The sequence below is a fragment of the Nonomuraea indica genome, from assembly GCF_002850745.1.
Lineage (GTDB): Bacteria > Actinomycetota > Actinomycetes > Streptosporangiales > Streptosporangiaceae > Nonomuraea > Nonomuraea indica.
In genome coordinates this window covers 56,228-82,157 of sequence record NZ_PJOK01000049.1, presented here as the reverse complement: position 1 = coordinate 82,157, position 25,930 = coordinate 56,228, and the positions used below count along the sequence as shown (strand labels likewise).

General features: G+C 73.7%; 20 protein-coding genes. 14 read left to right on the top strand and 6 right to left on the bottom strand.

What is annotated here, in order from left to right; genetic code table 11:
* Positions 1 to 21: 21 nt before the first annotated feature.
* On the bottom strand, positions 22 to 2,472 hold the full coding sequence (locus CXR44_RS35350; protein ID WP_101790494.1) for a LuxR C-terminal-related transcriptional regulator: 2,451 nt from the start codon (positions 2,470 to 2,472) through the stop codon (positions 22 to 24).
* Between the two features lie 264 nt (positions 2,473 to 2,736).
* Between CXR44_RS35350 and CXR44_RS35345 the strand changes: the two genes are divergently transcribed.
* Positions 2,737 to 3,531, top strand: a complete 795-nt coding sequence (locus CXR44_RS35345; protein ID WP_101790493.1) for a DeoR/GlpR family DNA-binding transcription regulator — start codon at positions 2,737 to 2,739, stop codon at positions 3,529 to 3,531.
* A 13-nt stretch (positions 3,532 to 3,544) separates the two neighbouring features.
* On the opposite strand, the gene CXR44_RS35340 is transcribed toward CXR44_RS35345, so the two are convergent.
* Positions 3,545 to 4,741, bottom strand: a complete 1,197-nt coding sequence (locus CXR44_RS35340; protein WP_101790492.1) for a cytochrome P450 — start codon at positions 4,739 to 4,741, stop codon at positions 3,545 to 3,547.
* A gap of 181 nt (positions 4,742 to 4,922) precedes the next feature.
* On the opposite strand from CXR44_RS35340, the gene CXR44_RS35335 reads away from it, so the two are divergent.
* From CXR44_RS35335 to CXR44_RS35295, 9 genes are all read left to right on the top strand, one after another.
* A complete protein-coding gene (locus CXR44_RS35335) occupies positions 4,923 to 5,390 on the top strand; it encodes a cupin domain-containing protein (RefSeq protein WP_101790491.1) in 468 nt (155 codons plus the stop codon).
* 107 nt (positions 5,391 to 5,497) lie between these two features.
* On the top strand, positions 5,498 to 7,846 hold the full coding sequence (locus CXR44_RS35330; protein ID WP_101790490.1) for an ATP-binding protein: 2,349 nt from the start codon (positions 5,498 to 5,500) through the stop codon (positions 7,844 to 7,846).
* Positions 7,843 to 9,924, top strand: coding sequence for an ATP-binding protein (locus CXR44_RS35325; RefSeq protein ID WP_101790489.1), 2,082 nt, complete (start codon positions 7,843 to 7,845; stop codon positions 9,922 to 9,924). The genes CXR44_RS35330 and CXR44_RS35325 overlap by 4 nt, the downstream gene beginning before the upstream one ends.
* A 247-nt stretch (positions 9,925 to 10,171) precedes the next feature.
* Positions 10,172 to 11,167 carry an ABC transporter substrate-binding protein gene (locus CXR44_RS35320; protein WP_101790676.1) on the top strand — a complete coding sequence of 332 codons (996 nt, stop codon included), beginning with the start codon at positions 10,172 to 10,174 and terminating at the stop codon, positions 11,165 to 11,167.
* Positions 11,164 to 11,985, top strand: a complete 822-nt coding sequence (locus CXR44_RS35315; protein WP_101790488.1) for an ABC transporter ATP-binding protein — start codon at positions 11,164 to 11,166, stop codon at positions 11,983 to 11,985. Before CXR44_RS35320 ends, CXR44_RS35315 begins: the two co-directional genes overlap by 4 nt.
* Positions 11,978 to 12,892, top strand: a complete 915-nt coding sequence (locus CXR44_RS35310; protein ID WP_245899825.1) for an ABC transporter permease — start codon at positions 11,978 to 11,980, stop codon at positions 12,890 to 12,892. The genes CXR44_RS35315 and CXR44_RS35310 overlap by 8 nt, the downstream gene beginning before the upstream one ends.
* Positions 12,889 to 14,232: an LLM class flavin-dependent oxidoreductase gene (locus CXR44_RS35305; protein WP_101790487.1), complete on the top strand. Its 1,344-nt coding sequence runs from the start codon at positions 12,889 to 12,891 to the stop codon at positions 14,230 to 14,232. The genes CXR44_RS35310 and CXR44_RS35305 overlap by 4 nt, the downstream gene beginning before the upstream one ends.
* The gene (locus tag CXR44_RS35300) at positions 14,229 to 14,777 is read left to right on the top strand and encodes an NADPH-dependent FMN reductase (RefSeq protein ID WP_245899823.1); all 549 of its coding nucleotides are present in this window, start codon (positions 14,229 to 14,231) and stop codon (positions 14,775 to 14,777) included. Before CXR44_RS35305 ends, CXR44_RS35300 begins: the two co-directional genes overlap by 4 nt.
* Positions 14,778 to 14,895: 118 nt before the next feature.
* Positions 14,896 to 16,107: an esterase-like activity of phytase family protein gene (locus CXR44_RS35295; RefSeq protein WP_101790486.1), complete on the top strand. Its 1,212-nt coding sequence runs from the start codon at positions 14,896 to 14,898 to the stop codon at positions 16,105 to 16,107.
* 22 nt (positions 16,108 to 16,129) lie between these two features.
* Here CXR44_RS35295 and CXR44_RS35290 read toward each other — a convergent pair whose 3' ends face one another.
* Complete coding sequence (locus tag CXR44_RS35290; RefSeq protein WP_101790485.1) at positions 16,130 to 16,912, bottom strand: CPBP family intramembrane glutamic endopeptidase; 783 nt, start codon at positions 16,910 to 16,912, stop codon at positions 16,130 to 16,132.
* Positions 16,913 to 17,047: 135 nt separating this feature from the next.
* Between CXR44_RS35290 and CXR44_RS35285 the strand changes: the two genes are divergently transcribed.
* Positions 17,048 to 19,180: a SpoIIE family protein phosphatase gene (locus tag CXR44_RS35285; RefSeq protein WP_101790484.1), complete on the top strand. Its 2,133-nt coding sequence runs from the start codon at positions 17,048 to 17,050 to the stop codon at positions 19,178 to 19,180.
* 54 nt (positions 19,181 to 19,234) lie between these two features.
* Here the strand turns inward: CXR44_RS35285 and CXR44_RS35280 are convergent, their stop codons facing one another.
* A complete protein-coding gene (locus CXR44_RS35280; RefSeq protein WP_101790483.1) occupies positions 19,235 to 20,449 on the bottom strand; it encodes a site-2 protease family protein in 1,215 nt (404 codons plus the stop codon).
* Positions 20,450 to 20,563: 114 nt separating this feature from the next.
* Between CXR44_RS35280 and CXR44_RS35275 the strand changes: the two genes are divergently transcribed.
* A complete protein-coding gene (locus tag CXR44_RS35275; protein WP_245899821.1) occupies positions 20,564 to 21,733 on the top strand; it encodes an NAD(P)/FAD-dependent oxidoreductase in 1,170 nt (389 codons plus the stop codon).
* A gap of 90 nt (positions 21,734 to 21,823) precedes the next feature.
* Here CXR44_RS35275 and CXR44_RS35270 read toward each other — a convergent pair whose 3' ends face one another.
* Positions 21,824 to 22,525, bottom strand: coding sequence for a TetR family transcriptional regulator (locus tag CXR44_RS35270; RefSeq protein ID WP_101790481.1), 702 nt, complete (start codon positions 22,523 to 22,525; stop codon positions 21,824 to 21,826).
* A gap of 77 nt (positions 22,526 to 22,602) precedes the next feature.
* On the opposite strand from CXR44_RS35270, the gene CXR44_RS35265 reads away from it, so the two are divergent.
* Entirely contained in the window at positions 22,603 to 23,490 is an 888-nt protein-coding gene (locus tag CXR44_RS35265) for an alpha/beta hydrolase (RefSeq protein WP_219602206.1), read from the top strand.
* A 211-nt stretch (positions 23,491 to 23,701) separates the two neighbouring features.
* Here the strand turns inward: CXR44_RS35265 and CXR44_RS35260 are convergent, their stop codons facing one another.
* Positions 23,702 to 24,556, bottom strand: coding sequence for a UbiA family prenyltransferase (locus tag CXR44_RS35260; protein ID WP_245899819.1), 855 nt, complete (start codon positions 24,554 to 24,556; stop codon positions 23,702 to 23,704).
* Positions 24,557 to 24,870: 314 nt separating this feature from the next.
* Between CXR44_RS35260 and CXR44_RS35255 the strand changes: the two genes are divergently transcribed.
* The gene (locus tag CXR44_RS35255; RefSeq protein ID WP_101790479.1) at positions 24,871 to 25,929 is read left to right on the top strand and encodes a type III polyketide synthase; all 1,059 of its coding nucleotides are present in this window, start codon (positions 24,871 to 24,873) and stop codon (positions 25,927 to 25,929) included.
* Position 25,930: the final 1 nt, after the last annotated feature.

The window sequence follows — 25,930 nt, the reverse complement described above, 5'->3', positions numbered from 1 at the left end:
TGCCCTACTGACGCCGCCGCCCTACGGGCCGCCGCCCGGTTTGCCCCTGCCCGGCCGGCCGCCGCCCTCCAGGCTGTCGGCGGTGTCCGCCTGCTCGCCCACCCAGACCGCGATCTGGGAGCGGGAGTGGAAACCCAGCTTGGCGAGGATGTGCTCGATGTGGCTGTCCACGGTGCGCTGCGAGATGACGAGGCCGGCCGCGATCTCCTTGCTGGTCAGGCCCTGCGCCACCAGCCGGGCAACCTCCATCTCGCGGCGGGTCAGCGGCGCCTGCGCGCCGGGGGCCGCCCGGCCGGCCGGACCCGTCGCGGCCGGAGCGCGCTCGCCGGCCGCGGAGCCGTTGCCGGGGAGGGACCCGCCCCCCTGCTCCTCCTCCTGCAGCGCGTAGGCCAGCGCCTCGTCGTCGGACAGGCGGCACCCCTGCTCGAAGGCCGCGTCGAAGGCCTCCGGGCCGAGCGCCTTACGGGTGAGGCGGACGCACTCGTCGTGGTAGTGGGCCAGGTGCCCGTAACCGGACAACGGAGCGCCGAGCGTCTCCCAGACCGTGTCGAGGGCGCCCAGCAACCGGGCCGCCCGCTCGTGCCGCCCCTCGGCGGCGGCGATCCACGCCAGCACCTCCAGGTTGACGCCGGCTCCGAGGGAGTCGTCGACCATGCGGTTGAAGCGGAGGCTCTGCGTCTCCAGCTCGGTCGCCCGCGGCAGGTCGCCCTGCCGCCACACGTCCACGCCGAGCGCCATCATCATGTACGCCTTGTGCCAGCCCTCGCCGTGGGCGTCGGCCACGGCGAGGCACTCGTCGCCGACCGCGATGGCCGACTCGGAGTCACCGCGGAAGGAGTAGGCCAGGGACAGCCGGATCAGGGCCAGGACGGTGCCCACCGGGTCACCGGTGGCGCGGTGCCGGTCCAGGGCCTCCTCGTAGCAGGCGATCGCCCTCTCGGTGTCGCCGTCGAACATGGCGACCATCCCGTCGTAGAGCGCCACGTACGCCAGCACCGAGTCGAGCCCGAGCCGCTCGCCGATGGCCCGGCTCTCGCGCAGCATCGCCCGGGCGGACGGCAGGTCGGCCTGGATGACGGCGAGCCAGCCGGCGGCCCACAGCGCCCGCGCGCGGGGCTCGCCCGGCCGGGGGCAGGCGGCGAGCCCGCGCTCCAGCCAGCGCCGGCCCTCGCCCAGGGAGAGCCCGGTGATCCAGTGATAGAGGAGGTCGGCGGCCATGGTCAGGCCGGCTTCGGCCTCCTCGCGGTGGGCGAAGCAGTGTTCGAGGGCGGTGTGCAGGTTGGCGTGTTCGAGCCGCAGCCGCGCGAACCAGGCCACCTGCGCGGGTCCGAAGAGCTGCCGGCGCGCCTGGGCAGCCAGCTCCCGGTAGTAGTCGCGGTGCCGCCGCTGGAACGTCTCGACCTCGCCGTGCTCGGCCAGCCGTTCGAGGCCGTACTGGCGGATGATCTCCAGCAGCCGGTAGCGCACCCGCGAGCCGTGCTCCTCGCGCAGCAGGATCGACTTGTCGACCAGGCCGCACACCAGGTCGAGCACCTCCTCGCGGGTGATGCCGTCACCCGCGCAGACCGCCTCGGCCGCGTCGAGGTCGAGGCCGCCGGCGAACACCGACACGCGGGCCCACATCAGCCGCTCCTGCTCGGAGCAGAGGGAGTGGCTCCAGTCGATCAGTGCCCGCAGCGTCCGCTGGCGCGGCAGCACCGCCCGCGACCCGGCGGTCAGCAGGCGGAACCGGTCGTCCAGGCGGTCGAGAAGCTGCTGCACGGACAGCGCCCGCAGCCGCACCGCGGCCAGCTCGATGGCGAGCGGCAGGCCGTCGAGCCGGCGGCAGATGCGTGTGACGACGTCGCGGTTGTCCGCCGTCACCTCGAACGTCGGCAGCACCGCCCTGGCCCGTTCGGTGAACAGGCGGACGGCGTCGAACCGGGCCAGCGACTCGGCCGGCAGCCGGTCGCTGCCGGGCAGTTCGAGCGGGGGCACGGACAGCGTCTGCTCGCCCACGAAGCCCAGCGGCTCGCGGCTGGTGGACAGGATGCGCAGGCCGGAGGAGGCGCGCAGCAGCGTCTCGGCCAGCACGGCGCACTCCTGCACCAGGTGCTCGCAGTTGTCGAGGATCACCAGGGCCTGCCTGTCGCGCAGGTGCTGGAGGAGCACGTCCATCGGCGGGGAGGCGCTCTGGTCGCGGATCTCCAGCGACTCGACCACGACCTGGGCGATCAGGTCGGGGTTCTCGACGCCGGCGAGCTCCACGAACCACACGCCGCCGCGGAAGTCGCGGGACAGGTCGGCGGCCACCCGCAGCGCGAGCCGGGTCTTGCCGACGCCGCCGACACCGGTCAGCGTGACCGCGCGTGAGGCGCACAGCAGTCTCCGGACCTCGGCCACCTCGTGCCGACGGCCCACGAAACTGGTCACCTCCGCGGGCAGGCGGAGTGCCTGCCGCCGGGTGGAGATGCTTGCCGTCACCGCTGTCATTTCCGCCTCGCAGACGCGGACCATGGAGTGCCGGACCGGCCGTCTTCGTTCAGGGTATGTGCTGGTCGTCGCGGGTGCGCATCCGCGTCACCGGTGCGGGCGCGCACCCCTCCCGGTTCTCCTCGGCCCCTGCGGCCGCCCGTCCCGACGCCGGGACCCTCGCACGTGTGGTGGGCACCACGAGCCGCTCCCCGAGGTGCCGACGGTGTGAGAGATTGAAGAGGTTCCGGGCAGGGTCGTCACAGCGGGATCTCAGGAGTACGGGTGAAGTCGCGTCCACGCACGACCGGCGGAGCCACCAGGCGCCAGGCGATGGCCGAGCACGTCATGCGACAGGGGTCGGCGTCGATGACCGAGCTCGCCGAGACCTTCGGCGTGAGCGTGATGACCGTCCATCGCGACCTCGACCTGCTCGAAAGCCAGGGCATGGTGCGCAAGTACCGCGGCGGCGCCAGCGCTCTGGCCTCCAGCGTCTTCGAGAGCAACATCGCCTACCGGATGACCGCGCAGACGGCCGAGAAGGAGGCCATCGCCCGGCACGTCGTCGGGCTGATCGAGCCGGGAAGCTCGGTGATGTTCGACGACTCCACGACCGCGCTGGCCGTCGCCCGTCACCTCGGCGAGGTGGCCCCGCTGACCGTGGTGACCAACTTCCTGGAGGCGATCAGGCTGCTCGCGCCCATGCCCGGCATCCGGCTGATGGCGCTGGGCGGCGAGTACTACCCGACGCATGACTCGTTCCTCGGCGTGGCCTGCGTCGACGCGGTCGAGGCGATGAACACCGACACGGTCGTCGTCTCCACCTCGGCGGTCTCCGACCGGCACGCCTTCCACCAGGAACAGGAGATCGTCCTGGTCAAGCGCGCCATGCTGGCCTCCGGCAGGCGCTGCGTCCTCGCGGTCGACCACACCAAGCTCGACCGGGTGGCGCTGCACCGGGTGGCCCCGCTCGACGCGTTCGACATCGTGGTGGTCGACTCGCGGGCGCCCGCCGAGGCCGTCCAGCGGCTGCGCGACCGTCACCCGCGCGTCGAGGTCGCCGAGGTGCCCGACGCCTGACGGGGCCGGCGGGTCACCACTCGACCGGCAGGGACGCGAGGCCGTACACGACGTGGAAGGCGCGGAAGCGCCCCTCGGGCTCGGCCGCGCGCAGCCCGGGGAACCTCTCCAGCAGGGCCGGGAAGGCGATGCGCATCTCCATCCGCGCCAGCGGCGCGCCCAGGCAGTGGTGGACGCCGTGGCCGAAGGCCAGGTGGCCGGGTGCGCCACGGGAGATGTCGAGCGCCTGCGGCTCCGGCAGGACGGCGGGGTCGCGGTTGGCGGTGGGCAGCGAGCACATCACCAGCTCGCCGGGCCGGATGGTGTGGCCGGCGATCTCGACCTCGGCGGCGGCGACCTTGAGCGTGCCCGAGTGGACGATGCTGAGCCAGCGCAGCAGCTCCTCCACGGCGGCGTCGATCCGGTCGGGCTCCTTGCGCAGCAGGTCGAGCTGCTCCGGGTGCCGCAGCAGGGCGAGGGTGCCGAGGCCCAGCATGTTGGAGGTGGTCTCGTGGCCGGCCACGAGCAGCAGGCTGCCGATGCCGACGAGCTCGTCGTCGGTGAGCGCGTCGCCGTGCTCGCGCACCAGCATGCCGAGCAGCTCGTCGCCGGGTTCGGCGCGCACCCGGCCGACGAGCTCGGTCATGTAGGCGCGCGACTCCAGCTGCGCCGCGACCCGCTCCTGAGGCGGCGCGGACATGTCGAGCATGCGGCTCGTCCGGCGCTGGAAGCCGTCGCGGTCGGCGTACGGCACCCCCAGCAGCTCGCAGATCACCAGGGACGGGATGGGCAGGGCGAAGGCCGGCACCAGGTCGGCCGGCGACCCGGCGCGCTCCATGGCGTCGAGGTGCTCGGCCACGATGCGCGTGATCCGTGGCTCCAGCCGGCGCATCCGGCGGAGGGTGAACTCTCCGGCCAGCAGCCTGCGCAGCCGGGTGTGCTCGGGCGGGTCGTGCGCCAGCAGGTTGCCCGCCTGGAGCTGGGCGAGCTGTTCCTCGGTGAACTCGGGCGCGCCCGGCAGTCTGGCCAGCCCCTGCCTGGCCAGCGGGAACCGCTCGGCGTCGCCCAGCACCATGCGCACGTCGGCGTGGCGGGTGACGATCCAGGCCTGCTGGCCGAGCGGCGTCATGACACGCCGGACGCCCTCCTCCTCGCGCAGCCTGCCCAGCTCGGGATCCGGGTCGAAGCCCGTCCGGCGCATGTGCAGCGGCAGTGTCACGGTCTCGCTCATGCGGCCCCCTGGGTGCGTCGCCGGCGGGAGGTGCTCCGACTCGAACCCTAACAAGCAGTGGCGATCATGCAAGGGATCGCGGGCGCGTGGCCTTACCCGTGAGTGGGACTCTCTTGACCGGCGCCCGCTTGACCGGGTCACTCCCGGCTGATCGGCTGGAACGAACGGGAGGGGGTCCGCGATGGCGGAACAGGCGCTGGCGCGCAACCCGGGGGAGGGCAGGGCGTACTGGGTGCTCGGCGGCCTCTACGAGGTCAAGGCCACGAGCGAGGAGACCGGCGGCCTGATGACCGTCATGGAGATGACCATCCCGGCCGGGATGGGCCCGCCGCCGCACATCTGTCCTGGCACCGAGACGATCTACGTTCTGGAGGGCAGGGTCCGCTTCCACGTCGAGGGCGGGAAGATCGACGGCGGTCGGGGGTCGTTCTTCCACGCCCCCGAGCGGACGTGGGAGAACTTCGAGCCGCTGACGGACGCCCGGCTGCTGGTGATCTACACGCCCGGGGGGATGGAGCGCTTCTTCGCCGAGATCGGCGAGCCGGCGCCGGTCCGCGAGGTGCCGCCGGGCGACCATCCGCTGCCCGCCCTGCGGTGGGTCACCAGCATCGGGCACAGGTACGGGATGGAGATGCGCCTGCCCGACTGAGCCGCGCCCGTTCCGGCACCTCCCGGGAACGGGCTGGCGTAATGTGAGTTTTGTCGCCTTCAGTCCTGATCGTCATCAATCGCCTGGACTGGGTGTATGGAGCACACATGAAATCGGTAGTGACCGATACGGGGCGCGCAGGGCTGCCCGCCGAGCTGACCAGCTTCGTCGGGCGGCGACAGGAGATCGCCGGGGTCAAACGGCTGCTGTCCGGCTCACGGGTGGTGACCCTCGTCGGCGTGGGCGGCGTCGGCAAGACACGGCTGGCCCTGCGGGTCGCCGCCGACGTGCGGCGGGCGTTCCCCGACGGTGTCGGCCTCGTCGAGCTGGCCACCCTCGAAGGTCCGGAGCTGCTGGTCCGGGAGGTGAGCGAGGCGCTGCAGATCGTCGACTTCACCGCCCGGCCCGAGCTGGACGTGCTCGCCGAGCGGGTGCGCGGCAAACGGATGCTGCTCGTGCTCGACAACTGCGAGCACCTGCTGCACGACTGCGCGGTGCTCGCCGAGAGGCTGGTCCGCGCGGGGGCCGACCTGCGCATCCTGGCGACGAGCCGGCAGGCGCTCGGCGTCGCCGGAGAGCAGACGATGGTGGTGCCCGCCCTGCCGCTGCCCGAGGGCGAAGGCTCCCGCCTGTCGGCCGAGGCGCTGGAACGGTCCGACGCGGTGCGCCTGTTCGCGGAGCGGGCCGCGGCCGTCGTGCCCGGTTTCGAGGTGACCGAGGAGAACCGGGAGGCGGTGGCGCGCATCTGCTCCAGCCTGGACGGCATCCCGCTGGCCATCGAGCTGGCCGCGGTGCGGCTGCGCGCCATCTCCGTCGAGCAGCTCCTCGCCCGGCTGGAGGACCGGTTCGGGCTGCTCACCGCGGGGTCACGGGCGCTGATGCCGCGCCAGCGGACCCTGCGGGCGCTGATCGACTGGAGCTACACCCTCTGCACCGAGCAGGAGCAGCTCCTCTGGGCCCGCCTGTCCGTCTTCGCCGGCAGCCTCGACCTGGAGGCCGCCGAGCAGGTGTGCGCGGGCGACGGCATCGCCGCCGAGGAGGTCATCGACCTCGTCATCGGCCTGGTGGACAAGTCCATCCTCATCCGCGAGGAGCACCAGCCGAACGTGCGCTACCGGCTGCTGGAGACGATCCGCCAGTACGGCCGCGGCCGGCTGCGCGAGTCCGGCGAGGAGGAGAGGCTGCGGCGGCGCCACCGTGACTGGTTCCACGAGCTGGTGCTGGACTCCCACCGCGAGTGGTTCGGCCCGGACCAGGTGAGGTGGTACGCCCGGCTGCGCACCGAGCACGACAACCTGCGCACCGCGCTCGACTTCTGCGCCACCACGCCCGGCGAGTCGGAGGCCGGCCTGACCATGGCCACGGCGCTGCGCTACTACTGGATCGCCTCCGACTTCACGCAGGAGGCGCGCACCTGGCTGTGCCGGCTGCTCGCCCTCGACCCGCGGCCGACGCCGGCCCGCGCCCGGGCCCAGTGCCTGCAGGCCCGGCTGGCCGTCCTGCAGAGCGACTTCTCGGTGGCCGAATCCCTCATCGCGGAGTGCCGCGAGCTGGGGGAGCGGTTGCGCGACCCGGCCCTCACCGGCGCCGCCGCCTATGTCGCCGGGCTGGAGGCGCTGCTGCGGCAGGAGCTCGCAACGGCACGGTCCCAGCTGGCCGAGGCGCTGGAGTGCTGCCGCCACGCCGACGACCAGGTCGGGGTCGCCAACGCGCTGATCTACCTGGCCACCACCCACTCGCTGCTCGGCGCCTCCGACGAGGCCTGCGCGTGCTTCGAGGAGTGCCTGGCGATCTGCGAGCCGCGCCACGAGCACTGGTTCCGGTCGTACGCGCTGTGGGCGTACGGGATCGAGGTGTGGCGGCGCGGCGACACGCAGCGGGCGATCGAGATGGAGCGCGAGGCCATCCGGCTCAAGGAGCCGTTCGACGACGGGCTGGGCACCGCGCTGTGCGTCGAGGCCCTGGCGTGGATGGGCTGCGCCGAAGGGCCCCAGGAGACCGAGCGCGCGGCGCTGCTCCTCGGCGCCCTCCGGGAGATCTGGCGCTCCTTCGGCGGTCCGCTGTTCGGCTACCTGGCCGAGTACCACGACGCCTGCGAGCTGACCGCGCGGCAGGCCCTCGGCGCCCGCAGGTTCGACGCCGCCGTCCGCAAGGGCGCGGCCCTCACCGCCGGCGAGGCGGTGGAGTACGCGATGCGCCCCGACCTGCCGGAGCCGGAGCCGGAACGCGAGGCGTCCCCGCTGACCCCGAGGGAGATGGAGATCGCCGGGCTCGTCGCCCAGGGCATGAGCAACAAGGCGATCGCGGCCACCCTGGTGATCGCCCAGCGCACCGCGGAGGGGCACGTCGAGCACATCCTCAGCAAGCTCGGCTTCACCTCCAGGGTCCAGATCGCCGCCTGGGTGGGCCGGCAGGAGCGGCCCGAGGACGGGCCCGGCACCGGGACGCCGCCATGAGCGCCACCGGCAGCCGCCCCCTCCCCACGGTGGATCACGCCGGCGAGCTGTCCAGCTTCGTCGGGCGCAGGCACGAGCTGGCCACGGCCAGGAGGATGCTGGCGCAGGCCAGGCTGCTGACCCTGACCGGCACCGGCGGGGTCGGCAAGACGCGGCTGGCGCTGCGGCTGGCCGAGACCGTCGGCGGCGCCTACAAGGACGGCGTCGAGCGGGTCGAGCTCGCCACGCTGGAGTCCGGAGACCTGCTCGGGCCGGCCGTCGCCGCCACCCTGGGGCTGTGCGACGAGGGCGGCGACTCGGTGACCCTGCTCATGGAGTACCTGTCGGACAAGCGGATGCTGCTGGTCCTCGACAACTGCGAGCACCTGCTGGACGACTGCGCCCAGCTCGTGGACCGCCTCCTGCGCCGCGCCCCCCACCTGCGGGTGCTCGCGACCAGCAGGCAGACGCTCGGCGTGTACGGCGAGCAGGTGCTGGCCGTGCCGTCGCTGTCGGTGCCGGACCCCGCGTACCCGCTCCGCGACATAGCCCGGCACGACTCGGTGCGGCTGTTCGTGGACCGCGCCTCGACGGCGCTGCCCGGCTTCACCCTCGACACGGCGAACGCGGCGTGCGTGGCCCGGCTCGCCCAGCGCCTGGAGGGCATCCCCCTCGCCATCGAACTGGCCGCCGCCCGGCTGCGCACGCTGCCGCCGGAACGGTTGCTGAGCGACCTGGACGCGTGCCTGGACGCGGGCGCGGAGAGCGGCACCGTGACGCTGCCGCGTCACCGCACGCTGCGCGAGACCATGGACTGGAGCTTCCGGCTGTGCTCGCCGGGTGAGCAGCGGATGTGGGCTCGGCTGTCGGTGCTGCCCGGCGGCGCGGATCTGGAGACCGCCGAGGAGGTGTGCGCGGGCGACGGGATCGACCCCGGCGAGGTGTTCGACCTGCTGTCGGGGCTGGTGGACAAGTCGGTCGTGACGGGCGAACGCCGGGCGGGCGGGATCCGCTACCGGATGCTGGAGAGCATCCGCGCGTACGGCGCCGGACGGCTGGAAGCGGGCGAGACCAGGGCGCTGCGGCGCCGGTGCGTCGGCCACTACCGCGAGCTCGTCGAGCGCAACCGGGTCGACCAGGTCGTCCCCGACCAGGTCGAGCGTTACCGGACGCTGCAGGGCGAGCGGCCCAACGTGCGAGCCGTGCTCGATCTGAGCCTGGGCGACCCCGCCCAGGCGTCCGTCGGGCTGGAGGTGGCGACCTCGCTGTGGGGCTACTGGCTGATCACGGGCGCCTTCACCGAGGGCCGCTACTGGATCGGGCGCTGTCTGGAGAGGGTGCCCGCCCCGACCGCCACCCGCGCCACGGCGCTGTGGGTGGACGCGATGCTCGCCCTGCGCCAGGGCGACGCGGCCGCCGCCACGCCCAGGCTGGAGGAGTGCCAGGTCATCGCGCGCCTGCCGGGCAACGAGGACGTCCTGCCGTACGCCATCCGCACCTCGGGCGTCCTCGCGTACACCACCGGCGAGCCGGAGCGCGGGATGGCGCTGCTGGAGGAGGCGCTGGCCCTGCACCGCGCCGCCGGCGACGTCTCCGGGGTGGTCTTCGCCCTGTACTACCTGGCCGCGTACGGCTCGGTCGAGGATCCCGACAGCTCGGCCGCGCTCGGCGAGGAGCTGCTGGAGCTGTGCGAGGCGCACCACGCGGTCGTCTGCCGGGGGTACGCGCAGCTCTCCCTCGGCCTGGCGTCCTGGAACCAGGGCGACCTGCGCCGGACCGAGGCGCTGGTGAGCGCCGCCGCCCGGTTCACCGAGGAGGTCAACGACCGCTGGTGCCTCACGCAGTGCCTGGAGGTGCTGGCCTGGGCGGCGGGCGCCCGCGACGACCACCGCCGGGCCGCGTGGCTGCTGGGGGCGGCCCATTCCATGTGGCAGGCGGTCGACGCCTCGCCCCGGCGGCTGTGGTACCACGCGGTGTGGCACGAGCGCTGTGAGGAGCAGGCGCGACGCACGCTGGGGGAGCGGGCGTTCAGGGCGGCCTTCCTGGAGGGCTCCAGGCAGCGGGTCGCCAGCAGAGCGGTTCACGCCCTCAGCGTGTGAGAGCCGGGCAGAGCGGGAGGACGTCAGAGGCCGTGACGGCTCTCCTATTTCCCTAAAAGCAAGTAGGAAATGTTGACTTCAAGGTCGTGGGCGGCGTAGGTTCGCCGCATGAGCCAGGAAGTTCTCCTGACCACGCGCCCGCACGTGGACTTCGGCCACGTCGCCAGCGCCCAGTGTCGCTGATCACGGACCCCGCACCCCTTCTCCCTACCCAGAGGAAGAACCCGTGATCACGCTCAACCGTGTCATGCCATCCGTACTGCTCCTGGCCGCGCTCACCGCCTGCGGCCAGGCCGAGGGGGCGACCGGGGGAGGTCCGGAGGTGACCGAGCTGCGCTACCAGGGCAGCCCGGGCGCCGTGACCTTCCCCGAACTGGCCGCGGACCTCGGCTACCTCGGCGACGTCAAGCTCACGTGGGTCGGCAACACCACCAGCGGCCCCCAGGACATCCAGTCGGCCGCCACCGGCCAGACCGACTTCGGCGGAGCCTTCAACGGCGCCGTGATCAAACTCAGGGCGGCCGGCGCGCCGATCAAGGCCGTCATCGGCTACTACGGCTCCGACGACAAGAGCTACAACGGCTACTACGTCCGCGACGACAGCCCCATCCGGACCGCCCGTGACCTCATCGGCAAGAAGATCGGGGTCAACACGCTGGGCGCCCACCACGAGGCCGCCATCAAGGAGTACCTCAGGCGCGAGGGCCTGACTCCCGGCGAGATCGAGCAGGTGCAGCTCGTCGTGATCCCGCCCGCCGGCACCGAGCAGGCCCTGCGCCAGGGCCAACTCGACGCGGGCACCCTCGGCGGCGTGCTGAAGGACAAGGCTCTGGAGCGCGGCGGGCTGCGGCCGCTGTTCACCGACGTGCAGCTGTTCGGGCCGTTCACCGCGGGGTCCGTCGTGCTCCGCGAGGACTTCATCGCCCGCAATCCCACGACCACCAGGGTGTTCGTCGAGGCGTACGCCAAGGCCATCCACTGGACGCAGACCCGGCCACGCGAGGAGGTCGTCGACCGGTTCAGGCAGATCATCGCCAGGCGCGGCCGCAGCGAGGACTCCACCGCCGTCGCGTACTGGAAGAGCTCCGGTGTCACCGGGACCGGCGGCGTGATCGCCGGCAAGGAGTTCCAGACCTGGATCGACTGGCTCGGCCGCGAGGGCGAGATCGAGCCGGGCGACGTCAAGCTCGCCGACCTCTACACCAACGTGTTCAACCCCTACGCGAAGGGGAACGCGTCATGACCCTCGCGCCAGGACGTGCCGACACCAAGATCAGTATCCGGGGGGTCACCAAGACCTTCCAGGCGCGTGGGGCCGGGCGGCCGTTCACCGCGCTGGACCGGATCGACCTCGACATCCGCGGCGGCGAGTTCCTCACCCTCGTCGGGCCGAGCGGCTGCGGCAAGTCCACGCTGCTCGACCTGGTCGCCGGCCTCACCACGCCGACCTCCGGGCAGATCGTCATCGACGGCACGCCCGTCACCGGGCCGGGCCTCGACCGCGGCATCGTCTTCCAGCAGTACGCGCTCTTCCCCTGGCGCACCGCGGCCGGGAACGTCGAGTTCGGGCTGGAGGCCAAGGGCGTGGCCAGGCGTGAGCGGGCCGAGCTGGCCCGCCACCACCTCGCGCTGGTCGGGCTGACCGGGTTCGAGGACCGCTACCCGCACGAGCTGTCGGGCGGCATGCGGCAGCGCGTCGCCATCGCCCGCAGCCTCGCCTTCGACCCCGACGTGCTGCTCATGGACGAGCCGTTCGCCGCGCTCGACGCCCAGACCCGGGAGTCACTCCAGGAGGAGCTGCTGCGCATCTGGGAGCGGACCGGCAAGACGATCGTCTTCATCACGCACGGCATCGACGAGGCCGTCTACCTGGGTCAGCGGGTCGCCGTCATGACCTCCAGGCCCGGCCGGATCAAGGAGGTCGTGGCGGTCGCCTTCGACTCCCGCGAGGGCGACCTGCGGGCCGACCGGCGTTTCGGCGAGTACCGGCACCACATCTGGACGACGCTGCGCGACGAGGTCGCCGCCGCCCGGCGCGAGGAGGCGACCCCCGTTGGCTGACCCCGCACTCGCCACCAGGGCCGTGGACGAGCAACCACCGCGTCCCGGCGACCAGCACTGGTACGACCTCCCCGACGACGACGCCGAGCCCGAGGAGGAGCCGGAACCCGTCGTGCCCGCGCCGCGCCGGGAGTGGCGTCCGGAGTGGCGGAGCGGCGTGGGCCGGCTGGTCCACCGGTGGTCCGCCGTCGCGCTGCTGCTCGCCCTGTGGGAGGCGCTGCCGCGGCTCGGCGTGGTGGACCGCGTCTTCGTCCCGCCGCTGTCGGACGACCTGGCGGCCGGGTACGACCTGCTCGTCACCGGGCAGCTCGGCGAGCATCTCGGCGCCTCGCTGCTGCGCTCGCTGGCCGGGTTCGCGCTGGCCGTGGCGCTGGCGATCCCGCTCGGCCTGGCGATCGGCCGGTACCGGCCCGTGGCCGACTTCCTCAGCCCGGTGCTGGAGCTGTTCCGCAACACCTCGGCCGTGGCGCTGCTGCCGGTGTTCACCCTGCTCCTCGGCATCGGCGAGACCACGAAGATCACGTTCGTGCTGTATGCCTGCTCCTGGCCGATCCTGCTCAACACGATCAGCGGCGTGCGGACCGTGGAGCCGCTGCTGGTCAAGTCGGCCCGGTCCATGGGACTCGGCCCGGCCCGGCTCTTCCAGAAGGTCATCCTGCCCGCTGCCGTCCCCGCCATCTTCACCGGCGTCCGGCTGGCCGGCGCGTACTCGATCCTCGTCCTGTTGTTCGCCGAGATGGTCGGCGCCAAGGCCGGGCTCGGCTACCTGATCCAGGCGTCGCAGTCCAGCTTCCGCATCCACGACATGTACGCCGGGATCATCGCGATCTCCGCCGTCGGCCTGACCTTCAACCAGCTCCTCGTCATCGTGGAGCGCCGCTTCTCCACCTGGAGGACCTCCTCATGACCGCCCGCACCCTGCACCTCAACGCCTTCCTCATGGGCGTCGGCCACCACGAGGCGGCCTGGCGCCATCCCCGCACCGAGCCGTCCCGCGTCACCGACGTCCGCCACTACCAGCAACTCGCCCGCACCGCCGAGCGGGGCAGGCTCGACTCGGTCTTCCTCGCCGACGGCCTGGCCCTGTGGAACAACGTCCGGCACAACGCCCTCGCCGGCCTCGAACCCCTCACCCTGCTGGCGGCCCTGGCCGCGGTGACCGACCACATCGGCCTGATCGCCACCGTCTCCACCACCTACAACGAGCCGTTCCACGTGGCGCGCAAGTTCGCCTCGCTGGACCACATCAGCGGTGGCCGGGCCGGGTGGAACATCGTCACCTCCGCCGGCGAGGCCGAGGCGCACAACTTCGGCATCGAGCGTCCGGCGCACGCCGACCGCTACGCCCGCGCCGAGGAGTTCCTCGACGTCGTCACCGGTCTGTGGGACAGCTGGGAGGACGACGCCGTCGTCGGCGACCGGGCGGGCGGCGTGTACGCCGACACCGGGCGGATCCACCCGATCGAGCACCGGGGGCGGCACTTCCGGGTCCGCGGGCCGCTCAACACCTCCCGCCCGCCGCAGGGCCACCCGCTGCTGGTCCAGGCGGGCTCGTCGGAGGACGGCAAGGAGTTCGCCGCCCGCCACGCCGAGGCCGTCTTCACCGCCCAGCAGACCTTCGCCGAGGCGCGCGACTTCTCCACCGACCTGAAGGGGCGACTGTCCCGGCACGGCAGGCGCGCGGACGAGCTGCTCGTGCTGCCCGGCATCTCGCCGATCATCGGCTCCACCGAGCGGGAGGCCCGCGACCTCGCCCAGGAGCTGGAGGAGCTCATCATCCCGGCCTACGGCCTGACGCAGCTCGCCACGCTCATCGGCGTCGAGCTGGGCGAGGACGCCCTCGACCGGCCGCTGCCCGACGTGCCCGTGGAGACCGAGGGCGCGCAGAGCCGCCGCAAGCTCGTCATCGACCTGGCCCGGCGTGACAACCTGACCGTCAGGCAGCTCCTCGGCCGGCTGGCCGGTGGCCGCGGCCACCGCGTCGTGGCCGGCACGCCCGAGCGGATCGCCGACGAGATCCAGGAGTGGTTCACCGGCGGCGCGGCCGACGGGTTCAACGTCATGCCGCCGCTGCTGCCCGCCGGACTGGACGACTTCGTCGACCACGTCGTTCCGGAGCTGCAGATCAGGGGCCTGTTCCGGACCGAGTACGAGGGGCGTACCCTGCGCGAGAACTACGGCCTCGCCCGGCCCGCCTCCCGCTTCGCCGCCGCCCCCGCGGTGGCCGGCCTGGTGGCGGCGTCGTGAGCGGGGTGGTGAGCGGTCCCGCGGGCGGGGTCGTCGCCCTGGCCGGGAATCCGCGGGAGGGGTCGAGGACGCTGTCCGTCGCCGTCGAGGCGGCCGAGACGCTCGGCAGGCGGCTCGGCCACGACCGGCCGGCCGAGGCGGTGGACCTGTCGGCGCTCGGGCCGCAGCTGCTGTCCGCCGTCCCGTCCGCGGGGGTGGAGGTGGCTCTCGACCTGGTGCGCGGGGCCGGCGTCCTGGTGGTCGCCAGCCCGACGTACAAGGGCACGTACACGGGGCTGCTCAAGGCGTTCCTCGACCGGCTGCCGCCCGCCGCGCTGGCGGGCACCGTGGCGCTGCCGTTGCTCGTGATGGGCGACGCCAGGCACGCCCTCGCGGTCGAGGTGCACCTGCGCCCGCTGCTGGTGGAGCTCGGGGCGACCGTGCCGACCCCGGGACTGGCCGTGCTGGAGGCCGACCTGCCCCGGCTGGGCGAGGTGCTCGGCGCCTGGCACGACCGGATCGTCCCGCAGGTCGCGGCGACCCTCGGGCAAGGAGTGACGGCATGAGCCGCGAACCGTCGCGGCCGTGACCCTCCCGAGGTCACGACGGGCGGCCCCGCGCGGGGGGCCGCCCGTTGGCCTGGCGTTCGCGGTCCCGTCACGTGACGCCCCTAGGGTCCCCGCCATGAGACGTTTTCTGAGCTCCGCAGCCCTGCTGACCTGCGCCGGCGCGCTGGTCGCCGGCCTCGCCGCGCCCGCCGCCGCCGACCCCGGCCGGGACCGCGGCGGGTACGGCAGGGCGACGCTGACCGGCTTCGCCGCGCTGCCCGCCGAGACGTACGTGCCGGACAGCGAGCCGTCCGGCGCGCGTCTGGGCACGAACCCCGTCAACGGCATCACGCCGCCGTTCCCGGGCCAGCCCGTGCAGGGGTTCAGCGGGATCGTCCGCCGGGACGACGGCACCTTCGACGTCCTGTCGGACAACGGGTTCGGGGCCAAGGACAACAGCGCCGACTTCCTGCTCCGGGTGCACCGGATCAAGCCGGACTTCGCCGGGCGGACCGTCGAGGTGCTCGGCGGGTTCGGCCTGTCGGACCCGCGCGGGCTCGTGCCGTTCCCGCTCACCCGGGCCGACCGCAAGCTGACCGGAGCCGACTTCGACGTCGAGTCGATCGTGCGGGCACAGGACGGCACCTACTGGATCGGCGACGAGTTCGGCCCGTTCCTGCTGCACGCCGACCGCGAGGGCCGGCTGCTGGACGCGCCGGTCGAACTGCCCGGCGTGCGGGCGCCGGAGAACCCCGGCCTGGGCGGCGCGACGCCGAACCTGGGCCGCAGCAAGGGCTTCGAGGGCATGGCCAGGTCCGTGGACGGCCGCCGGCTCTACCCGCTGCTCGAAGGCACGGTGGCCGGCGACCCGGCGGGGACGCTCCGGATGTACGAGTTCGACCTGCGCAGGCGGGCCTACACCGAGCGGCGTTGGACGTACCGGCTGGACGACCCCGCGCACGCCATCGGCGACGCCATCACGGTGGACCGGCACCGCTTCCTCGTCATCGAGCGCGACAACCTGCAGGGCGACGCCGCCAAGGTCAAGCGGATCTACCTCGCCGACACCCGGGACCGGGACGGCGACGGCGCGCTGGACAAGACCCTGGTCGCCGACCTGCTCGACCTGGCCGACCCGCGCGGTCTCGGCGGCTCGGGCGCGACGTTCAGGTTCCCGTTCCAGACGATCGAGGACGTGGTCATCCTCGACGACCGCACGCTCGGCGTGCTCGACGACAACAACTTCCCGTTCTCGTCCGGGCGCACTCCCGGCAGGCCGGACGACAACGAGTTCATCACCGTACGGCTCACCCGCGGCCTCGGGGCCGACCCCCGCGTGCACCGGTGACCGGACGGCCCGCGCGGCCGGGTCAGGGCAGCCAGCTCACCCGGCCGCGCAGGGCCGCGTACCCGACGAAGGCGACGGCGTCGATGAGCGTGTGGGCCACGACGAGCGGCATCGCCCGCCCCCACCGCTGGTACAGCCGTCCGAACACCACACCCATCACGACGTTGCCGACGAAGCCGCCGAACCCCTGGTAGAGGTGGTACGAGCCGCGCAGCAGCGCCGACAGCGCGACCGCGCGCCACGGGCTCATGCCCGCCTGGTCCAGCCGGTGCAGCAGGTAGCCGGCGACCAGCACCTCCTCCAGGACGCCGTTCTGGGCCGCCGCCAGCAGCAGCACCGGCACCCGCCACCACTCGTCCGGCAGGTTGCCGGCGACGACGGCGAGGTTCACCCCCAGGGCGTAGACGAGGAGGTAGAAGGCGAGGCCGGTCCCGCCGATCACGGCGGCGAGCGCGGCGCCGCGCCGCAGGTCGCCTCCCGGCTCGCGCAGGTCCACGCCGATGGTGCGCATCGACTCGGCCGACCGGACCAGCAGGTAGGCGACGAGGGCGACGGGCGCCAGGTTGACGGCGATGCCGACGAGCTGCAGGGTCAGGTCGTACCACGGCCGTCCCGGCGCCATCGACCCGACGAGGACCGCCTGCTGGCCCTTGAGGTCCTTCGGCGCGGTGAGCGCGCCGATCAGCCGGACCAGGGCGACCAGGCCGCTGGCGCCGAGCGAGACGGCGAAGACCACGAGCAGCTCGGCACGGATCAGGCGGGGCCCGAGCGCCGGGAGACCGGTGGCGGGGGACTGCGTGTGCATGAGCGCAGAGTAACTTCCGTCCCGTCCGTCCCGGATAAAACCCCTGCTCGTGGTGTTGCCCGCCGAGTCGGGCATATTGTCCTATATAGGCACATTTGGGATGAGTGACTCCGCCGGGAAGCGAGGCGGCACAGGATGCAGGAACAGACCACCGCTGCCCTCACGGGCCTCGGGCCGCTGGCCCCGGGGCTGGACGAGCTGCTGATCGCGGCCGTCGCCGGCACCAAGGCCCACATGGGAGCCCTCTACCTGCTGCCGCCCGACGAGCGGGTGCTGCTCATGAGCTCGGTCGTCGGCATCCCCGCCCCCATCGCCCACCAGTGGGCCAGAGTCAGGCTGGAGGACCCGGTCCCCGCCGCCGCCGCCGTCCGCGAGCGGCGCCTGGTGTGGCTGGCCGGCCACGAGGACGTGGCCCGCCGCTTCCCCGGCGTCGCGCTGTCACTGCCGTACCACTTCTCCGTGGCCGCCATGCCCGTCCACGCCGCGGGCGCCGACTGGGGCGCGCTCGTGCTGCTGTGGCCGGAGCCGCACCCGGCCGAGTTGACCCCGCACGAACTGGAGGCCATCGAGGCGGCGGCCCGCCGCATGGGCACCCTGCTCCGGCGGGCCGCCGACCGCGGCCAACCCCTGCTGCCCGCCTCCCGCCCGCGCATCCTGTCGCCCCGGCGCGACGCGCCCGGCGACCCCGCCGACGCCGCGGCCGCCTACGACTACCTCAACCGGCTGCCCTGGGGCGCCTGCGCCATGGACATGGAGGGCCGCATCACCTTCATCACCCCCCAGGCCGCCGCCCTGCTGGGGGTCGAACCCGCGGACCTGCTCCACATGCGCCCCTGGGAGGTGCTGCCGTGGATGGGCGACCCGGTCTTCGAGGACCACTACCGTCAGGCGGTGCTCAGCCACCAGCCCACGTCGTTCACCGCCCGGCAGCCGTCCGGGCGGCGGCTCGCGTTCGAGTTCCACTCCGACCAGACCGGGATCAGCGTCCGCATCGCCCCCGACCTCACCGCCCCGCCACCGGCGGGGGAGGAGCAGAGCCACACGGCCGACGGCAGGACGCTGCGGGCTGACGCCCTCTACAACATGGTCCACCTCGCGGCGACCCTGACCCGCGCGGTCACCGTGCAGGACGTGACCGACCTCGTCGCCGACCAGGTCATGTCGGTCTGCGACATCCAGGCGCTCGCCCTCATGGTCGCCGAGAACGGGCGGCTGCGGGTGGTCGGCGCGCGCGGCTACGGCCCGGGATTCGTCGACCGGTACGACGGCCTCCCGCTCGGCGCGCCCACGGGGTCCTGCGACGCCCTCCGCAGCGGCGACCCCGAGTTCTACGGCACCTGGGAGGAGTACAAGCAGGCCTACCCCGACGCCGTCCGCTACGACGACATGTCCGCCTGGGCCGTGCTGCCGCTCATCACCTCCGGCCGGCCCTTCGGCACGTGCCTGTTCGGCTACGACCGGCCGCACATGTTCAGCGCCGACGAGCGGGCCACGCTCACCTCGCTCGCCGGCCTCATCGCGCAGGCCCTCGAACGCGCCCGCCTCTACGACGTCAAACACCAGCTCGCCGAATGCCTGCAGGCCAGCCTGCTGCCCAGCGAACTGCCCGCCGTCCCGGGCCTGCAGGTGGCCGCCCACTACCTGCCCGCCACCCGCGAGATGGACATCGGCGGCGACTTCTACGACCTCATCCGCCTGGACGACACCACGGTCGCCGCCGTCATCGGCGACGTCCAGGGCCACGACATGACCGCCGCCGCCCTCATGGGCCAGGTCCGCACCGCCATCCACGCCCACGCGACCGCGGGCGCCAGCCCCGGCGAGGTGCTCGCCCACACCAACCGGCTGCTCATCGACCTGGCGCCCGAGCTGTTCACGAGCTGCCTGTACGTCACCCTGGACCTCGCACGGCACCGGGCGACGCTGGCCAGCGCCGGCCACCTGCCGCCCCTGCTGCGCACCCCCGGCTCGGCCGCCCGCTGCCTGGAACTGCCGCCCGGCCTCCTGCTCGGGCTGGAACCCGACGCCGACTACACCACCCGGGAGGTCGCCTTCCCGCCGGGCTCCCTGCTCGCCCTCTACACCGACGGCCTCATCGAGGCGCCCGGCGTCGACCTCGACCAGGGCATGGACGACCTCGCCGGGCACCTCACCCGCTCGGCCGACCGGCCGCTGCACATCCTCGCCCAGATCCTCATCGACCAGGCCGAGAGCGTCGACCACCGCACCGACGACATCGCGCTGCTGATGCTGAGATCAGCGCCCTGACCCCGTCGCTCAGGCGGCGTCGCGGTGCCCGCCTCAGCGCCCTGACCTCGGTGCTCAGGCGGCGTCGCGGTGCCCGCCCGGGCGGTCGCGCTCCTCGTACGGCGCGGCCAGGTCGGCGCCGCGCGGGCCCGGGTAGGGGTCGCCGGCCCGCAGGCCGGCCGTCTGAACGATCCGGCTCACGTCACTCGGCGTGAGCAGCCCCACCAGGCGCCCGCCGGGGTCGATGACCACGGCCCGGCCGTCGGCGGAGCCGCCCATCCGGGTCAGCAGCTCGGTCAGCGGCTCATCGGGGCGGGCCGACGGGACCTCCTCGGCCGGGCAGGCGATGTCGCGCAGCCGCGTCACCGGCCGCGCCTCGGCGGGCACGGCCCTGATCCGGTTGAGCGTCACCAGCCCGGCGAACCGGCCGTACGGGTCCACCAGCGGGTAGGTGGACAACCGGTGCCGCAGCACCGCCTGCTCGATCAGCGTCGAGACCCTCTCCTCCGGGTCGGCCACGACGAGCCGGTCCGACATGACGTCGCCCACCCGCAGCCCGTGCAGGGCGGTGCCGAGCCGGGCCTGCTGCTCCTCGGCGCTCGCGGCGTTCACCAGGAACAGGCCGATGAGGGCCAGCCACAGCCCGTCGAAGCCTCGGCCCATGACCACCTGGAGGAACCCGATCGCGATCAGCGCGTACCCGAAGCCGCGCCCGGCGCGGGCGGCGGTGACGGCGGCGCGGGTCCGGTCACCCCACCGGGCCCACAGCGCCGCGCGCAGCACCCGGCCGCCGTCCAGCGGCGCCGCCGGGATCAGGTTGAACACGGCCAGCAGCACGTTCACCCCGGCCAGATAGGCGAACACGCCCACCAGCAGCGGGGAGCCGCCCGCCGCCGCGGCCAGCAGCGCGACCCCGGCGAAGACGACCGCGCACACCAGGCTGGTCAGCGGGCCCACGACCGCGATCTTCAGGTCCGCGCCGGGACTGCGGGGCTCGCCGCGCAGCTCGGCGATCCCGCCGAGCAGCCACAGCGTGATCCGCCGCACGTCGATGCCATGGCGGCGGGCGACCACGGCGTGCGCCAGCTCGTGGGCCAGCAGCGACAGCAGGAACAGCACCGCCGTCACGAGCCCGGCCAGCAGGTAGACCGCCGTCGGCGAGCCCGGGAAGACGGCGGGGAACCGCCCGAAGGCCAGCCCGAAGACCAGGATGGCGACGATGACCAGGACGCTGATGTTCAGCCCGACCGGCACTCCCGCGATGCGGCCCAGGCGGATCGACGAGTCCATCTGGCCTCCCTGCTGGATGGCTGTCAGGTCCCTGTACCCAGGCCGGGGCCGGGCTCACGTGCCGCCGTGCCGGCCGGCCGGTTTCGCGGACGGCTCAGGAGGCACAGTCACTACGTGGACGGCGTCTGGGATCTCGTGGTGGTCGGCGGCGGCCCGGCGGGAGCGGCGGCGGCGCTGCGCGCGGCCCAGCTCCGGCCCGGTGCCCGGGTCCTCCTGCTGGACAAGGCCGACTTCCCCCGCGACAAGGCGTGCGGCGACGGCATCGCCGCCCACGGGCGTGACGAACTGGCCCTGCTCGGCCTGCCCGGCCTCCTCGACGACTACCGGCCCACTCCGCACCTGTCGGTCGTCTCGCCCAGCGGAGCGCGCGTGTCCGCCACGGCGGCCAGGCCCAACCACGTCGTCCCCCGCAGGGTGTTCGACGCCCGCCTGGTCGAGGCCGCCCGCGCCCGCGGCGTCGAGGTGCGCCGCCACCGGGTGCGCGACCTGCGCGCGAACGGCGGCGACGTCCTCGTGGACGGGACGATCCGCGCCCGCGCCGTCGTCGCGGCCGACGGCGCCCACTCGGCGGTCCGCCGCCTCATCGGCCTCCCGGCCGCCACCGCGCGGCACACCGCGATCGCCGTACGCGGCTACGCCGACGTCCCGCCGGACGACGACGCCCAGCTCATCGCCATGCAGAAGGAGGGCTGGCCCGCCTACGCGTGGTCGTTCCCCATCGGCGACGGCACCGCCAACGTCGGCTTCGGGATGCTCCTGCCCCGCCTGCGCGCGGCCGGCCGGACGGGCCGCGACGTGCTGCACGGCCGGCTCGCCGAGCTGCTGCCCGACCGGCCGGCCCGTGACCTGCGCGCGCACCACCTGCCCCTGTCCACCGGCCGCCCGGCGCCCGGGGCGGGCCGGGTCATGCTCGCCGGCGACGCCGCCAGCCTCATCAACCCGCTCACCGGCGAGGGCATCTACTACGCGCTGCTGTCCGGCCGCCTCGCCGGGGAGGCGGCCGTACGGGCGGCGGCCGACCCGCTGCCCGCCTACCGCCGTTCCCTCCGCGGGGCTCTCGGCCGGCACCTGCGCACCACCGACGTGCTGGCCCGCCTGGCCCAGTCGCCCGGCTTCATCGACGCCGCCATCGGCACGGCCGCGCACCGCAAGGAGGTGTTCGACCTGCTCGTCGAGGTGGGTCTCGGCGCGGGCACGGTGCCGCCGCCGGTCGTCCTCGCGGTGGCCAGCCGCTGGCTGCGCGACTCCCTCACCCGCCGCCTTCCGAACCGGCCGTCGCGCTGACCGGCCTGCCGGGGCGGTTGCACGCAGCCGTCCCCCTTCTGAGCCGCTTACTCTCCATCATCCCGTCTCAAAATCAAATCTCAAAACTACTTAGATTTTGAGATGACGGTAGACGGTCGCTCTTGAGACTCCGAAGCGGTCGGCTATCTCCTCGGCGGCGCGGCCCTCGGCGTACAGCGAACGTGCCTGTGCGGCCTGCTCCTCGGTGAGGACGGGGCGCCGGCCGCCGCTGCGTCCCCGGGGGCGCCCGCGCGGCCCGGGCGCCGCCGGCTCGCCCAGCAGCGCCCTGGCGCCGTCCAGGATCAGGCCTCGCAGCCGTTCGGCGGGCTCGTCGCGGAACAGCACCACCGGATCGGCCAGCCCGGCGACCACCTGGGAGGCCCGTACCCGCTGCTCGAGCCCGCCGCCCGGACCGGCCACCAGCTCGTTGGCCAGGGCGATCGCGGCGCGGAAGCGGTCGGCGACCGGCGCCTGCACCAGCAGCGTCATGTCCTTGACCAGCATGGTGAGCGTCTGGCGGTGGCGCAGATGCACGTCCACGTAGCCCTCGATCGCCCGCCAGCGCACCTCGTCGGCGCTGTCGCACGACTCGGCCCGGGCCAGCACCGCCTCGAGTTCGTCCAGCAGCGGCAGCGTGAGCCGGCGGAGGATCTCGTCCTTGGAGTCGAAGTGGTAGTAGAGGGCGGCCTTGGTGATGCCCACCTCGTCGGCGATGGCCTGCATGGACGTGGCGCGGTAGCCGCGGGCGGCGAACAGGGCGCGTGCCGCCTCCAGGATCCGCTGGGATGTCATGGCCTCACTTACCTGCGGTCAGTTTCTTCGCTAGAGTACTTACCGGAAGTCAGCCTATTGCCATGGGAATGATGTGTATGCGAACCAAGGTGGCGTTCACCTCTGCCGGCGTCCGGTGCGCCAGCTACCTCTACCTGCCCGCCGGTTCGGCCCCCGTGCCGTGCGTGGTGCTCTGCCACGGTTTCAGCGGGACGATGGACCGGCTCTTCGACTACGGTGAGCGCTTCGCCGCCGAGGGCTTCGCGGCGCTGGTCTTCGACTACCGCAGCTTCGGCGAGAGCGACGGCGAGCCACGCCAGGTCCCCGACATCCCCGGCCAGCTCGTCGATGTCCGCTCCGCCGTGGCCTTCGTCCGAGGGCACGAGCGAGTCGACCCTGCCAGGGTGCTGCTGTGGGGCAACTCGCTGGGCGGCGCTCACGTCGTCACCGTGGCAGCGGACGATCCCTCGATCGCCGCCGTGGTGGCGCAGATCCCGTTCAACGGATTCCCCAAGAAGGTCGAGGGACGCTCGACCGGCGAAACGCTGCGGGCACTGGGCGCGATCCTCTGGGACACGCTACGGGGCAAGCTCGGCCTGCGGCCGTACTACATCCCCATGGTGGGACGACCGGGCGAGCTCGCCGTGGCCGCGACCGCCGAGGCCGAACACCACATCCGGACTCTCACCGGTGGAGGAAAGACGCTGTGGCGCAACAGCGTGGCCCCCCGAGGGCTGCTGCAGATGATGCGCTACCGGCCCGCCGAGGCCGCGGCACGCCTGGCCTGCCCGCTGCTGGTCTGCGCCGCCGCGGAGGACCACGAGACACCGCTGGAGAGCACGCGGGCGCTGGCAGAGAGTGCGCCGCGGGGCGAACTGCGTGTCTACCCCGGCACCCACTTCACCTTCTACACCGACCCCAGCTTCCGGGACCAGGTGGTCGCCGACCAGATCGACTTCTACCGCCGGGCGTCCGCGACGGTGTGATCACCCGCATGGGCCCCGCTCCGCCCCGCCCCGCGCAGCCCGTTCGCGCCCCGCGCAGTCTCGCCCCGCCCCGCGCAGTCTCGCCCCGCCCTGCGCAGCCCGGCCCCGTCTCGCCCCGCGCAGCCTCACCCGCCCCGCCCCGCCCCGCCTCGCCCCGTGCAGCCCGGCCCCGCCCTGTTCGATCCACCGCGATCGACGGCAGCGGGTCCGCCTACGCGGAGCCGGTGAGGCCGGCGCCGTTGTTCACCAGGAGGACGACGTCCACCGCCGCCACACCGATCGCCGCCGCGAACGGGGCGTTCGGGAACCTGCCGTGCAGCAGCAGCCCCGCGCCCGCGATCGCGCCCGCCGCCGCCAGGGCCGGCGGGCCGAGCGCGGAGGACCCACCCGACGGGGCGAGGGCGAGCAGCGCCGACGCGGCCAGCAGCAGCACCGGCGCCAGCACCCGCGCCCGGCGCGCCCCCAGCCGCTGCGGCCACCCGAGCACTCCCGCGGCCACGTCGTCCGCGATGTCCGGCAGCGCGTTCGCCAGGTGCGCGCCGCAGCCGAGCAGGGCGGCGGCCGGCATCGCCCACCAGGCCGGCCACGGCTGCCCCGGCAGGCCCAGCGTCACGAAGGCCGGCAACGACCCGAACCCCACCGCGTACGGCGCCCATGACAGCGCGGTCGCCTTGACGCCGAGATCGTAGGCCCAGGCCGCCCCCACGCCCACCAGGTGCACGAGCCCGGCGAGCGGCCCCGAGGCCAGGGACAGCGGCACGCACAGGACCAGGGCGGCCACCGCCGCGGCCCGCACGGTCTCCGCGCGCACCGTCCCCGCCACGATCGGCTTGCCGGTGCGCCCCGCCGCCTCGTCGAGCTCCGCGTCCACGGCGTCGTTGCACCAGCCCACCGAGAGCTGACCGGCGAGCACGGCGGCGGCCACCAGCACGCAGCCCGGCAGGTCTCGCCCGCTCGCCGCCGCCAGGGCCGTGACCAGCGCGGTGACGGCGACGGTCGGGCCCGGATGGCATGCCCGCACCAGCCCGCCGGCCACCCGCCGCAGCCTCACCCCAGCGCTCGCCACACCCACGATCGTAGGCCCACCCCCGCGCCCCACCCCTGCGCTCGTCCACGGCCCACCCCACGCGGCTCGTCCAGGCGCCCGCCCACGCGGCTCGTCCACGGCCCACCCGCGCGGCTCGTCCAGGCGCCCGCCCACGCGGCCCGCCCGAGGCCCGCCGCCCGTCCTGCCTGCGCGGCCAACCCGGGGCCGCCTGTGGGGTGGGGCGAGACCTGACCAACGCTGGACGGGATTGGCGGCGCTTCGTGGGCTTATCGGGCGCCGGTCGGGGAAACGTCCGGAGAGCCGGAGCAAGCACCTGACGGGGGAGCGCCCACATGACCCGTATCGCCGCGGTACGAGCCTCGTTCCCCCCCAATCGCTACCCCCAGTCCGAGCTGACCGACATGGCGGCGCGGATCTGCCTCCCGGAGGGCGCCGACCGCAGGGTGCTCGACCGTTTACACCACAGCGCCCGGGTCGAGTTCCGCAACCTCGCCCTGCCGATCGAGCGGTACGACAAGCTCGACGGCTTCGGCGCGGCCAACGAGGCGTTCGTGGACACCGCGGTCGAGCTGGGGACGGAGGCCGTCGGGGCGGCGCTGCGGGCCGCCGGGGTCGCGCCGGACGAGGTGGACCTGATCATGTTCACCTCGGTCACCGGCGTCGCCGCGCCGTCCGTGGACGCCCGGATCGCCGGGCGGCTGGGGTTGCGGCCCGACGTCAAGCGGGTGCCCGTCTTCGGGCTCGGGTGCGTCGCGGGCGCCGCCGGGCTGGCCCGGCTGCACGACTACCTGCGCGGCTGGCCGGACCACGTGGCGGTCCTGCTGTCGGTGGAGCTGTGCTCGCTCACGGTGCAGCGCGGTGACGCCTCGCCCGCCAACCTGGTGGCCAGCGCCCTGTTCGGCGACGGCGCCGCGGCGGTGGTGGCCTGCGGCGGCGAACGGCCGGGCGGCGGCGAGGGGCCTCGGGTGGTGGCCACGCGCGGTCACCTCTATCCGGGGTCCGAGCACGTCATGGGCTGGCAGGTGCGCGACACCGGGTTCGGGGTGCTGCTCGACGCGAGCGTGCCTGACGTCGTACGCCGCTACCTGGCCGACGACGTGCACGACTTCCTGGCCGACCACGGGCTGACCACGCGCGACGTGGCCGCGTGGGTGTGTCACCCGGGCGGCCCGAAGGTGCTGGAGGCCGTGGCCGAGACGCTGGACCTGCCCGCCGGCGCGCTGGACCTGACGTGGCGGTCGCTGGCCGCCCACGGCAACCTTTCGTCGTCGTCGGTGCTCAACGTGCTGGCCGACACCATCGCGCTCCGCCCGCCCGATCCCGGCTCCCCCGCGCTGCTCATCGCGATGGGCCCGGGGTTCTGCTCCGAACTCGTGCTGCTGCGCTGGTGAC

Bases quoted from the DNA above. Each gene is read 5' to 3' on its own strand.
- CXR44_RS35350 (WP_101790494.1), bottom strand. From the start codon at position 2,472: ATGACAGCGGTGACGGCAAGCATCTCCACCCGGCGGCAGGCACTCCGC.
- CXR44_RS35340 (WP_101790492.1), bottom strand. From the start codon at position 4,741: ATGAGCGAGACCGTGACACTGCCGCTGCACATGCGCCGGACGGGCTTC.
- CXR44_RS35335 (WP_101790491.1), top strand. From the start codon at position 4,923: ATGGCGGAACAGGCGCTGGCGCGCAACCCGGGGGAGGGCAGGGCGTAC.
- CXR44_RS35330 (WP_101790490.1), top strand. From the start codon at position 5,498: ATGAAATCGGTAGTGACCGATACGGGGCGCGCAGGGCTGCCCGCCGAG.
- CXR44_RS35325 (WP_101790489.1), top strand. From the start codon at position 7,843: ATGAGCGCCACCGGCAGCCGCCCCCTCCCCACGGTGGATCACGCCGGC.
- CXR44_RS35320 (WP_101790676.1), top strand. From the start codon at position 10,172: ATGCCATCCGTACTGCTCCTGGCCGCGCTCACCGCCTGCGGCCAGGCC.
- CXR44_RS35315 (WP_101790488.1), top strand. From the start codon at position 11,164: ATGACCCTCGCGCCAGGACGTGCCGACACCAAGATCAGTATCCGGGGG.
- CXR44_RS35305 (WP_101790487.1), top strand. From the start codon at position 12,889: ATGACCGCCCGCACCCTGCACCTCAACGCCTTCCTCATGGGCGTCGGC.
- CXR44_RS35295 (WP_101790486.1), top strand. From the start codon at position 14,896: ATGAGACGTTTTCTGAGCTCCGCAGCCCTGCTGACCTGCGCCGGCGCG.
- CXR44_RS35290 (WP_101790485.1), bottom strand. From the start codon at position 16,912: ATGCACACGCAGTCCCCCGCCACCGGTCTCCCGGCGCTCGGGCCCCGC.
- CXR44_RS35285 (WP_101790484.1), top strand. From the start codon at position 17,048: ATGCAGGAACAGACCACCGCTGCCCTCACGGGCCTCGGGCCGCTGGCC.
- CXR44_RS35280 (WP_101790483.1), bottom strand. From the start codon at position 20,449: ATGGACTCGTCGATCCGCCTGGGCCGCATCGCGGGAGTGCCGGTCGGG.
- CXR44_RS35270 (WP_101790481.1), bottom strand. From the start codon at position 22,525: ATGACATCCCAGCGGATCCTGGAGGCGGCACGCGCCCTGTTCGCCGCC.
- CXR44_RS35265 (WP_219602206.1), top strand. From the start codon at position 22,603: ATGCGAACCAAGGTGGCGTTCACCTCTGCCGGCGTCCGGTGCGCCAGC.
- CXR44_RS35255 (WP_101790479.1), top strand. From the start codon at position 24,871: ATGACCCGTATCGCCGCGGTACGAGCCTCGTTCCCCCCCAATCGCTAC.